At 72.2% G+C, this 11692-nt stretch carries 8 protein-coding genes; 6 read left to right on the top strand and 2 right to left on the bottom strand.

All coding sequences use genetic code 11. From position 1 onward, the window contains the following. Nucleotides 1–118 precede the first annotated feature (118 nt). The 6 genes from kdpB to ABZ937_RS14465 all read left to right on the top strand — a co-directional run bounded on the left by kdpB (nt 119) and on the right by ABZ937_RS14465 (nt 9891). Nucleotides 119–2275: a potassium-transporting ATPase subunit KdpB gene (kdpB, locus tag ABZ937_RS14490; protein WP_361690870.1), complete on the top strand. Its 2157-nt coding sequence runs from the start codon at nt 119–121 to the stop codon at nt 2273–2275. 109 nt (nt 2276–2384) lie between these two features. Further along, nucleotides 2385–3050 carry a DUF4097 family beta strand repeat-containing protein gene (locus tag ABZ937_RS14485; RefSeq protein WP_361690867.1) on the top strand — a complete coding sequence of 222 codons (666 nt, stop codon included), beginning with the start codon at nt 2385–2387 and terminating at the stop codon, nt 3048–3050. 31 nt (nt 3051–3081) lie between these two features. Beyond that, nucleotides 3082–3903 carry an alpha/beta hydrolase gene (locus ABZ937_RS14480; protein WP_361690864.1) on the top strand — a complete coding sequence of 274 codons (822 nt, stop codon included), beginning with the start codon at nt 3082–3084 and terminating at the stop codon, nt 3901–3903. A gap of 220 nt (nt 3904–4123) precedes the next feature. Continuing rightward, complete coding sequence (locus ABZ937_RS14475; RefSeq protein WP_361690861.1) at nt 4124–6079, top strand: amino acid transporter; 1956 nt, start codon at nt 4124–4126, stop codon at nt 6077–6079. 109 nt (nt 6080–6188) lie between these two features. Beyond that, nucleotides 6189–6698, top strand: a complete 510-nt coding sequence (locus ABZ937_RS14470) for a hypothetical protein (protein WP_361690858.1) — start codon at nt 6189–6191, stop codon at nt 6696–6698. Nucleotides 6699–6753: 55 nt separating this feature from the next. Then, entirely contained in the window at nt 6754–9891 is a 3138-nt protein-coding gene (locus tag ABZ937_RS14465) for a BTAD domain-containing putative transcriptional regulator (RefSeq protein WP_361690855.1), read from the top strand. Here the strand turns inward: ABZ937_RS14465 and ABZ937_RS14460 are convergent. Then, nucleotides 9869–10663, bottom strand: coding sequence for an ABC transporter permease (locus ABZ937_RS14460; protein WP_361690852.1), 795 nt, complete (start codon nt 10661–10663; stop codon nt 9869–9871). The two genes, ABZ937_RS14465 and ABZ937_RS14460, sit on opposite strands and share 23 nt — an antisense overlap. Then, nucleotides 10660–11637 carry an ATP-binding cassette domain-containing protein gene (locus ABZ937_RS14455; protein ID WP_361690849.1) on the bottom strand — a complete coding sequence of 326 codons (978 nt, stop codon included), beginning with the start codon at nt 11635–11637 and terminating at the stop codon, nt 10660–10662. The genes ABZ937_RS14460 and ABZ937_RS14455 overlap by 4 nt, the downstream gene beginning before the upstream one ends. Between the last annotated feature and the right edge of the window lie 55 nt (nt 11638–11692).

Here is an 11692-nt window from a genome sequence, read left to right as displayed (position 1 = left end):
CCGCGCCCGGCGGCCCGCCCGGCGGGCGGCCCGCCGGCCGGGGGCCGGCGCCCCCCCCCCCCCCCCCCCACGGCCCGCGGCCACAGCCCCTGTCCGCCGACGAGACACGAAGGTGTCCATGCTTCCCGCTGCCCCCGAGCAGGCTCCCCCGTCACGCCCCCCACGCCCGCCCCGGACCGGGCCGGAGAGAAGAGCGCGGCGCCGCGCACCGAGCGGGCTGTTCGAACCCGCCCAGCTCGTCCGCTCGTTCCCCGACGCCCTGCGCAAGCTGCACCCGCGTGCCCTGGTCAGGAACCCGGTGCTGTTCGTGGTGTCCGTCGGCGCGGTCCTGACCACCCTGTCGGCGCTGCTCCACCCGGCCGTCTTCACCGGGGTCATCAGCCTGTGGCTGTGGCTGACGGTGGTCTTCGCCAACCTCGCCGAGGCGGTCGCCGAGGGCCGCGGCAAGGCGCAGGCCGAGTCGCTGCGCAGAGCCCGCACGGACACGGTGGCGCTGCGTGTGCTCGACTGGCGCTACGGCACCGATCCGCGCACCGCCCGTACCGAGGCGGTGGCCGCCACCGCCCTCAAACCCCTGGACGTCGTGGTGGTCGAGGCGGGCGAGACGATCCCGGCGGACGGCGATGTGATCGACGGGGTCGCCGCCGTCGACGAGTCCGCCGTCACCGGTGAATCGGCGCCGGTCATCCGGGAGTCGGGCGGGGACCGCAGCGGGGTCACGGGCGGTACGACGGTCCTGTCCGACCGGATCGTCGTCCGGGTCGACGCCCGCCCCGGGCACAGCTTCCTGGACCGGATGATCGCCCTGGTGGAGGGTGCCTCCCGGCAGAAGACCCCGAACGAGATAGCGCTGAACATCCTGCTGGCCTCCCTCACGATCGTCTTCGTCCTGGTCGTGGTCGCCCTGCAGCCGATGGCCGAATATGCCGACGCCGCCCAGTCCACGACCGTGCTGGTCGCCCTCCTCGTCACGCTCATCCCGACCACGATCGGCGCCCTGCTGTCCGCGATCGGCATCGCGGGCATGGACCGGCTGGTGCAGCGCAACGTGCTCGCCATGTCCGGCCGGGCGGTGGAGGCGGCGGGGGACGTGAACACCCTCCTGCTGGACAAGACCGGCACCATCACCCTGGGCAACCGCGAGGCCGCGGCCTTCGTGCCGCTGCCCGGCATCGACGAACGCCGGCTCGCGGACGCGGCCCAGCTGTCGTCCCTGGCCGACGGGACCCCGGAGGGCCGCTCCGTCGTCGTCCTCGCCAAGAACCGGTACGGGCTGCGGGCGCCCGCCGAGGGCGAGCTGGCGAACGCCCGCTGGGTGGCGTTCAGCGCGCAGACCCGGATGAGCGGGGCCGACCTGCGCTGGGCGGGCGGCGCCGTCCGCGCCATCCGCAAGGGCGCCGCCCAGCAGGTCATCGAGTGGGTGCAGATGTACGGCGGCCACGTGCCGCCCGAAGCACGGATGTACGCCGACGCCGTGGCCGCCTCCGGCGGTACCCCGCTGCTGGTCGCCGTGCACGACTGGGACGGACCGCGTGTCCTCGGCCTGATCCACCTGAAGGACGTCGTCAAGGACGGCATCCGCGAGCGCTTCGCCGAGCTGCGCCGCATGGGCATCCGCACGGTCATGGTCACCGGCGACAACCCGCTCACCGCCCGCGCCATCGCCCAGGAGGCGGGAGTGGACGACTACCTGGCCGAGGCGACCCCCGAGGACAAGCTCGCCCTCATCAAGCGGGAGCAGGCCGGCGGCAGGCTCGTCGCCATGACCGGCGACGGCACCAACGACGCGCCCGCGCTGGCTCAGGCCGACGTCGGCGCGGCCATGAACACCGGTACGTCGGCCGCCAAGGAGGCCGGCAACATGGTCGACCTCGACTCCAACCCGACCAAGCTCATCGAGATCGTCGAGATCGGCAAGCAACTCCTCATCACCCGGGGCGCGCTGACCACGTTCTCCGTCACGAACGACGTGGCGAAGTACTTCGCGATCATCCCGGCGATGTTCGCGGGCTCGTACCCGGGCCTGGAGTCCCTCAACGTCATGGGCCTGCACAGTCCGACCTCCGCGATCACCTCCGCGATCATCTTCAACGCGCTGATCATCGTCGCCCTGATCCCGCTCGCCCTGCGCGGCGTGCGCTACACCCCGTCGTCCGCACACGACCTGTGGTGCCCGGCCTCGGCTGAGGCGCGCATAGCGTTCAGCCCCCTTCATTGCAACGAACATACGGAGTGCCGTTGCGTTAGACGCAAGGCCGTTGCAACGATTTCTTAGCGCTGGCCTGCACATATGTTGCTCGCGCGCAACGAGTCTGTTGCCTTATCTGTGAATGCAACGTAGCTTTTCTGTCGTCGGAAACAATGAGCGAGCACAGGAGAGCACGATGCAGAAGTTCGACACCCCCGCCCCGATCTCCGCCGTCCTGGACATCCCCGCCGGTCGCGTCCAGCTGATCGCCGCCGACCGGGCCGACACCACGGTCGAGATCCGGCCCGCGAACGCCGCCAAGAGCCGCGACGTGAAGGCGGCCGAGCAGATCGAGGTCGCCTACGGCGACGGCGTCCTGCGGATCGCGGCCCCGGAGGCGAAGAACCAGCTCTTCGGCCCCTCCGGAGCCGTGGAGGTCACCGTCCAGCTACCCGCCGGCTCCCGCATCGAGGGCCAGACGGCCGGCACCGAGCTCCGCGGTGTCGGACGGCTCGGTGACGTCGTCTTCGACGGCGCGTACCACCAGATCAAGATCGACGAGGCCGCGAGCCTGCGCCTCACCGCCATCGACGGCGACGTCGAGATCGGCCGGCTGGCCGGTTCCGCCCAGATCCGCACCGCGCGGGGTGACATCCGGATCGCCGAGGCCGGGCGCGGCACGGTCGTGCTCCGCACCGAGTCCGGGGACATCTCGGTCACCGCCGCCGCAGGCGTCTCGGCCGCCCTGGACGCCGGCACCGGCCACGGCCGCATCAACAACGCCCTCAAGAACGACGGCACCGCCGAACTCGACATCCGCGCCACCACCGCCCACGGCGACATCACCGCCCACAGCCTCTGACGAGACACCTCACGCGACCAGGGGGACCCCCGTGACGAAGAACAGCACGTCCTCGACCGATTCGAAGTGGACCGGCATGGTGGCGGTGGACGACACGGCTCTGGCCGTCACCGACACCGGCGGGCCCGGTATCCCCGTGATCTACCTCAACGGCCAGTTCGCCACCCAGGGGTACTGGCGGCGGGTCCTCGCCGACCTGGGGACGGGGTGGCGGCACATCACCTACGACGAGCGGGCCCGCGGCAGGAAGTCGAAGCGTTCGGCGGACTACTCCTTCGAGGCCGCCGTCCGGGACGTCGACGCCGTCCTCGCGGCCCGGGGCGTGGACCGGGCGCTGGTGGTGGGCTGGTCCTACGGAGCGTTCGTCGCGGCGCACTGGGCCAGCCGCAATCCCGACCGCACCGTGGGCGCGGTCCTGGTCGACGGCGCGCAGCCGTACGACTGGCTGGACGAGGCCATGGAGCAGCGGATCCGGAGGATGTTCCGGCGGATGGGCTGGTTCCTGCCGCTGCTGCGCCCCACGGGCCTGACCCCGCGGATGAATGCCGAGCAGATGGCGGACTGCAACATCGAGCTCGGCAAGCTCGCCCGCGAGCGGGAGCTGGGCCCCGTGCTGGACAGCATCACCGTCCCGGCGCGGTACGTGGTCGCCTCGGGGACGTCCCTCGGAAGCAGGGGTGACGAGCAGGAACGGATCCGCGCCGGCCTCGCCGCGGTGACCGCCCGCAACCCGGACATCCGCATCAGCGCGAAGGTCGCCAGCAACCACGACGCGATCCTGAAGAAGGACTTCCGCGCCGTCGCCGACGCCGTACGCGAGATCGCCGCCCTCGGAAGCGGGGTCCGCGCGTAGCGGGCGCCGACTCCCCCGTACGGCCCAGTCGACCTCCACGCAAGAGAGCGCCTCGCACCCTGATGCGCGGCCAGCGCTCAGCCCGCCGGTCTTAACGGAAGCTTGACGCACCCGGTGGAATGACCCATGGGCCCGTGTGTGACTCCCTGCTTACGCTGGTGCCGCCGTCCGCGTGATGGCCGGAACCACACGCCGAGCCGCACATCAGGAGAGCACGTCGATGGCCACCACCGAACAGCCGCCGCCGAGCCGGCTGCGGACGTGGATGCTGGAGGGCCTGTCCGACATGGGCAAGCACGGCGGCCACACCGGCCCGCACGCCGAGCCGGAGCCCCCGCACAAGGGTCAGCGCTGGTACCGCGTGATGTGCCTGACCGGCGTCGACTACTTCTCCACCCTCGGCTACCAGCCCGGTATCGCCGCCCTCGCGGCCGGCCTGCTCTCCCCGATCGCCACCCTCGTCCTCGTCGTCGTCACCCTGGCGGGCGCCCTCCCGGTGTACCGCCGGGTGGCGGAGGAGAGCCCCCACGGCGAGGGCTCCATCGCGATGCTGGAGCGGCTCCTCTCCTTCTGGCAGGGCAAGCTCTTCGTCCTCACCCTGCTCGGCTTCGCGGCCACCGACTTCCTGATCACCATCACCCTGTCGGCCGCCGACGCTTCCACGCACCTCATCGAGAACCCGCACCTCACCAGCACCCTGCACGGCCGGCAGCTGCTCATCACCCTGCTGCTGGTGGCCCTGCTGGGCGCGGTGTTCCTCAAGGGCTTCCTGGAGGCGATCGGTGTCGCGGTGGCCCTGGTGGTGGTCTATCTCGGCCTGAACGCCGTGGTCGTGGTGGTCGGGCTGTGGCACGTGCTCACCGCCGGGCACGTCGTCACCGACTGGACCAGCGCCCTGACCACCGAGCACGGCAACGTCTTCGCCATGATCGCCGTGTCCCTGCTGGTCTTCCCGAAGCTCGCCCTCGGCCTCTCCGGCTTCGAGACCGGCGTCGCCGTCATGCCCCACGTCCAGGGCGACCCGGACGACACCGAGGACCAGCCGAAGGGTCGTATCCGGGACACCAAGAAGCTGCTGACGGCCGCCGCGCTGATCATGAGCGTGTTCCTGATCACCACCAGCTTCATCACGACGGTGCTGATCCCGGAGCACGAGTTCAGGGACGGCGGCAAGGCCAACGGCCGCGCGCTGGCGTATCTGGCGCACGAGTACCTGGGCGGAGCCTTCGGCACGGTCTACGACCTCTCGACCATCGCCATCCTGTGGTTCGCCGGCGCCTCCGCCATGGCGGGCCTGCTCAACCTCATGCCCCGCTATCTGCCCCGCTACGGCATGGCCCCGCACTGGGCCCGCGCCGTGCGTCCCATGGTGATCGTCTTCACCCTGGTCGCCTTCCTGGTGACGTGGATCTTCGACGCCGACGTCAACGCGCAGGGCGGCGCCTACGCCACCGGTGTCCTGGTCCTGATGTCCTCCGCGGCGATCGCGGTGACCATCGCCGCCCGCCGGGCCGGGCAGCGCGGCTGGACCATCGGTTTCGCGACCGTGTCCGCCGTCCTCCTCTACGTGACCGTCGCGAACGTCGTCGAGCGCCCGGACGGTGTGAAGATCGGTGCCTGCTTCATCGTCGGCATCATCCTGGTCTCGCTGGCGTCCCGGCTGGCCCGCGCCTTCGAGCTGCGCGTGACCAGCGTGACGCTGGACGACATGGCGGAACGATTCATCAGGGACATGGCCAGCCGCAAGATCCGGTTCATCGCCAACCAGCCCGACGCGCGGGACAAGGCCGAGTACCGCGACAAGATCGAACAGATCCGGGCCGACAACGACATGCCCGAGCAGGAGGACTTCGTCTTCGTCGAGGTCACGGTCACCGACCCCTCCGAGTTCGAGGCGGGCCTGACCGTACGCGGCGAGGTCCTGCACAACCGCTACCGCGTGCTGACCCTGGAGTCCTCCTCCATCCCCAACGCCCTCGCCGCGCTCCTGCTGCACGCCCGCGACACCACCGGCTGCACCCCGCACATCTACTTCGAGTGGACCGAGGGCAACCCCTTCGCCAACTTCCTCCGCTTCTTCCTCTTCGGCCAGGGCGAGGTCGCCCCCGTCACCCGAGAGGTGCTGCGCGAGGCGGAACCGGACCGCGCCCGCCGCCCCCGCGTCCACACCGGCTGAGGACCGGCTCGGGCGGCACGTCAGGATCCCGTCAGGATTCACCCGTACCGCGCCAGGGCCCCGTAAGCAACGGTCGCCGGACCCCGCACGGCCGCCTAGCGTCAGCGACATGCGACGGAGCGGACCGGCGGGCTCGGCCGACGACCGCCACTGGCGTGGCAGCGCCCGGCTCGCGGTGAGCTGCGCCCTGCTCTTCTGTCTCCTGGTCGACTGGGACGCGGGAAGCCTGACGCCGTTGCGCGCCCTCCTCTGGATGACCCTGTCGGCCGCGGTGTGCGCCGTCCTGCTCCCCCCGCGGGTGAGCGCGGGCCCCGGCTGGCTGGCGGTACGCACACCCTGGCGCCGGCACCTGGTCCGTACGGACGCGCTGGCAGCCGTACGGCAGTACGAGGGCCCCTCCTCCCACCTGGTCCTCCGGGACGTCCACGGGCACCGCCTCGAACTCGACCCCCGGATCCTCGCCGCCGACCCCCTGCTCTGGCACGAACTCGACACGGGCGTACGCCGCTCCCTGGAGCGCGGCACGCTGCGCCAGGGAGCGGATGTCCTCGACCGGCTGGGCCATCGCATCGACGACGAGACGGTGCGGGCGGTGCTCCGGGCCTCGGGGCTCTCCTGAGCTTCCCCAGAGCACCACGGGGTGCGGTGGGCACGCTGATGGCTAGTCTGCTCCGGTGACGACCGAGCTGACCCTGCTGCCCCGAGTCGCCTGTCGTGGACGGGAGATCACCGCGCCCCGGCTGCGCGGGCTGTTGGCGTTGCTCGCCGAGGATCTGCGTACCGGATGCAGCACGGGCCGGCTGGTGGAGGGTCTGTGGCCGGACGAGCTGCCGGAGCGGCCGGGCAAGGCGGTGCAGGTCCTCGTGTCGCGGCTCAGGGCGCAGCTGGGTGCCGACCTGGTCGTGAGCACACCGACGGGCTACCGGCTGGCGCTGGAGGAGAGGCAGGTCGACAGTTCCGCGCTGTTGCTGCACGAGGCGGCGAGTGCCGAGCGGGCGCGGGCGGGGGACCACGAAGGCGCCTTGGCGCAGGCCGAGGCGGGACTGGCCCTGTGGGACGGGAGCGCGGGCGCCGGGCCGGGAGAGGATCCGCACGATCCGGTGGTGGTACTGCGTGCCGGACGGGTCGGGGCGCTCCGGTCCCTGGTCCGGTCGCGCGCGCTCGCGCTCGCGCGGCTGGGGCGGCGGGAGGAGGCCGCGGCTCCGCTGGCCGGGCTGGCCCGGGAGCTGCCGCGGGACGAGGAGGTCCTGGCGGAGCTGCTGCGCTGCGAGGCCGCGACGGCGGGGCGGGCCGCGGCGCTGACCCGCTACGACGTCTACCGGCGCGGGCTGCGTGAGGAGTTGGGTGCCGACCCGGGCCCCCGGCTGAGGTCCGTGTACCAGGAGTTGCTGAGCGCGGACGTGCCCCGGGTCCGCCGGGGAGTGCCGCACGAGCCGAACCCGCTGCTGGGGCGGGACGCCGACGTCGCCGCCGTGGCCGGGCTGCTGCGCGAGGCCCGGGTGGTCACCGTCGTCGGTCCCGGCGGGCTGGGCAAGACGCGTCTCTCCCACGCGGTGAGCCGGGCGGCCGAGCAGCCCGTGGTGCACTTCGTCGCGCTGGCCGGTGTCGTGGCCGACGACGACGTGGCCGGGGAGGTGGCGTCGGCCGTGGGCGCCGGTGAAGGCCGGCAGTTCACCGCCGGCGGCGATGCGGCGGCCGGCATCGTCACCGCGCTGAGCACCGGGCCCGCGCTGCTGGTGCTGGACAACTGCGAGCACGTGGTCACCGGCGTGGCCGCTCTCGTACAGGCGCTGGTCTCGCGGTCGAAGGAGCTGCGGATCCTGGCCACCAGCCGGGCTCCGCTGGGGCTGACCTCGGAGTCCGTGTACGCCCTGCCGGAGCTGTCCCTCGCGACCTCCGTCGAACTCTTCGAGCAGCGGGCGCGGGCCGCCCGGCCCGGCGTGGAGCTGCCCGCCGACGGGGTGGCCGAGATCTGCCGGCACCTGGACGGGCTGCCGCTGGCCGTGGAGCTGGCCGCGGCCCGGGTGCGGGTGCTGTCCGTGCCCGACATCTCACGCCGGCTCCGGGACCGCTTCGCCCTGCTGCGCGGCGGCGCACGCGACGTACCCGAGCGGCATCGCACGCTGCGGGCCGTGGTCGAGTGGAGCTGGAACCTGCTGGAGCCCGACGGCCGGGCGGCGCTGCGGGCGCTGTCCGTGTTCCCCGGGGGCTTCACCGAGGACGCGGCGGAGTGCGTGCTCGGCGGGACCGGGGACGCGCTCGACCTGCTGGAGCAGCTGGCCGGCCAGTCTCTGGTCAAGGTGGGCGACAGCCCTTCCGGGGTGCGCTTCCACATGCTGGAGACGCTACGGGAGTTCAGCGCCGCCCGGCGCGCCGAGGCCGGCGAGGAGGAGGCGGTCACCGACCGGTTCCTGTGCTGGGCGCGGGAGTTCGGCCGTGCGCACCACGATGTGCTGTTCAGCGGCGATCCGCTGCCCTCCTGGACCCGTATCCGGGCCGAGCAGGACAACCTCGTCCTGGCGCTTCGGCACGCGCTGGCCCGCGCCGACGGGCCCGCCACCGCGGCGCTCACCGCCGTGCTGTCCTCCTTGTGGGCCACCGACACCAACTACGCCCGGCTGGCCGCGCTCGCCGCCGAGACCGGCGGGCCGCTGTCCCACTTCCGCCCCGGGCCCGAGGATGTCGAGCCGGCCCGCACGGCGGCGACGGTGTGCACGGCCAGCCTTTTCATGGGCTACGGCCCGCACGCCCTGCGCCAGCTCGTCACGCTGCGCCGGCTGCCGCCCGCCCCGCCGGACACCCTGCTACGGGCGGCGGCCGTCGTGCTGTGCGCCGTCCCGGACATGCACCCGCCGCGGTACGCGCGGCTGCGGGAGCTGTGCGACGCCGACGCGCCCATGGTGGCGGGCGTCGCGGCGGGCGTCGCCAGCTACCTGTGGGAGTCCGAGCACGAGACGGAGCACGCGCTTCGGTGCGCCCGCCGGATGCTCGACGCGCTGGGGCCGCTGGGCAATCCGGCCATGCAGCTGCTCAGTCACGGGCGGATCAGTGAGCTGTGCCTGCGGACCGAGCGCGGCGAGGAGGCGTACGAGCATCTGCGGGCCGCGCTGGACGGGTTCGGTGGGTTCAGCGACTGGATGGACTCGGTCGGCGTCCACTGGGGGCTGGTGCTCGCGTGTCTGCAGCGCGGGGAGGTCGACGAGGCGGAGTACTGGCTGGGACTCGCGGCACTGGACCAGCAGCCCGAGGCCGCACAGATCTACACCCCCGATCTGTCCGCCCGGGCGGAGATCGCGCTGGCCCGGGGGCTGACCGAGGTCGGGCTCGGGCTGTGGCGCCGGGCGGTGGAGCGGATACGGGAGGACAGCCTGCTGCAGGCCGACGACCCGTTCGTGGATCAGTGGTTGCTCCAGGTGCAGTCGGCCGCGCTGGCGGCGCACGCGCTCCACGGCCGGCTGGAGCCGGTGGCCGGACTGGCCGAGCAGCTGCGGGAACGGCTGCTCGGGATGCTGTCCGGCTCTTCGGACGACAGGTCCCCGGTGGAACTGCCGGTGTACGGCACGGTCCTGCTGGCACTCGGACTCGCCGGGCTGGCCAGGGGCGACACGCCGGCCGTACGGCTGGTGGCGCTGGCGGAGCGGATGCCGGTGATGCGGGAGTTCCCGAGCATGTCCTCGGACCGGTCCCGGCAGAGGGCCGAGGACGCCGACAGGGCGGCGTACGCCGACGCGAGGTCGGGATACGCCGCCCTGGGGCGGGAGGAGCTGCGAGCGGCGGCGCTGCGCGAACTCACCGCCGCGGCTCGCGGTTGAACTGCGCCTTGGACCACAGGTAGCCCAGCAGGCTCAGCCCCAGGCACCAGGCGACGGCCAGCACCGCGTTCTTCGTACCGATCTCGCTGCCCAGCAGCAGCCCGCGCAGGGTCTCGATGGCGGGTGAGAACGGCTGGTACTCGGCGAACCAGCGGAACCAGCCCGGCATGGCGTCCACCGGCACGAACGCGCTGGACAGGAACGGCAGCATCACCAGGGGCGTACCGATGTTGCTGGCACCCTCGGGGTTGGGGCTCACCAGGCCGATGCCGACCGCGAGCCAGGTCAGCGCGAGGCTGACCAGCGCCATCAGGCCGGCCGCCGCGATCCACTCCACCGGCGTCGCGTCGGGCCGGAAGCCGATGGCCAGTCCGATGCCCAGGACGAGCACCAGAGCCAGCAGCGTCTTGATCACGCTGCCGATCACATGGCCGATCAGCACGGAGGCGCGGGAGATCGCCATGGTGCGGAACCGGGCCATGATGCCCTCGGTCATGTCGGTGCACACGGATACGGCGGTGCCGAGCGAGGTCATGGCCACGGTCAGCAGAAGGATGCCGGGGACCAGGTAGGCGATGTAGTCGGAACGGTCCGCGTGGCCGCCGTTGATGCCGGCGCTCATCACGTCACCGAAGACGTAGACGAAGAGCAGCAGCAGGATGACCGGGGTGAGCAGGAGGTTCAGGGTGAGGGACGGGTAGCGGCGGGCGTGCAGGAGGTTGCGCCGCAGCATGGTGAGGTTGTCGCGGAAGGCGTGGGTGGCGGCGCTCATCGGACGGTCTCCTTGTCGGCGGAGGCGGTGGTGGCGGTAGCGGTGTCGCCGGTCAGGGCGAAGAACACGTCGTCCAGGTCCGGGGTGTGCACGGACAGTTCGCCGGCCTCGACGCCGGCGGCGTCCAGCCAGTCGAGGATGGCGCGCAGCTCGCGCTGGCTGCCGTCGCTGGGGATCTGCAGGGTGAGCGCGTCGTCGTCCCGGGTGGTCTCGCGCAGTGCGGTGGCCGCCCGCTCGTACGCCACCGGGTCGGAGAACCGCAGCCGTACGTGACCGCCGGGGACGAGCCGCTTCAGCTCCTCGGCGCTGCCCTGGGCGACGAGCTTGCCGCCGTTGAGCACCGCGATGCGGTCGGCGAGCTGATCGGCCTCCTCCAGGTACTGGGTGGTGAGGAAGACGGTCGTACCGCCGGAGACCAGTTCGCGGATGATCCCCCACATGGTGTGGCGGGAGCGCGGGTCGAGTCCGGTGGTCGGCTCGTCGAGGAAGATGATCCGCGGGCTGCCGACCAGGGTCATGGCGATGTCGAGGCGGCGCTTCATGCCGCCGGAGTAGGTGGAGGCGGGCTTCTTCGCGGCCTCGGTGAGGTCGAAGCGCTCCAGCAGCTCGGTGGTGACCCGCCGCCCCTCACGCTTGGACAGGTGGTGCAGGTCCGCCATCAGGAGCATGTTCTCCTCGCCGGTGATCAGCCCGTCCACGGCGGAGAACTGACCGGTGACCCCGATCGCGGCACGCACCGACTGGGCCTCGGCGGTGAGGTCGTGCCCGGCGATCCGCGCCTGCCCGCCGTCGGCGGAGATCAGGGTGGACAGGATGTTGACCGCCGTGGTCTTGCCGGCGCCGTTCGGCCCGAGCAGCGAGAAGATCGTGCCGGTGGGCACGTGGATGTCGATGCCGTCGAGGACGGTCTTGTCCCCGTAGGCCTTGCGCAGCCCGGTGGCCGCGATCGCGAATTCCTGGTCCGTCGTCGTCATGCCCCAGAGCGTGCGGCCGAGGCGGTTCAGCGCGGCTTCAGAACGGTTTCAGCCG

It is taken from the genome of Streptomyces sp. NPDC046727, from assembly GCF_040645635.1.
GTDB lineage: Bacteria > Actinomycetota > Actinomycetes > Streptomycetales > Streptomycetaceae > Streptomyces.
The sequence above is the reverse complement of the archived record's forward strand: the minus strand, read 5'-3'. Positions and strand labels throughout refer to the sequence as shown.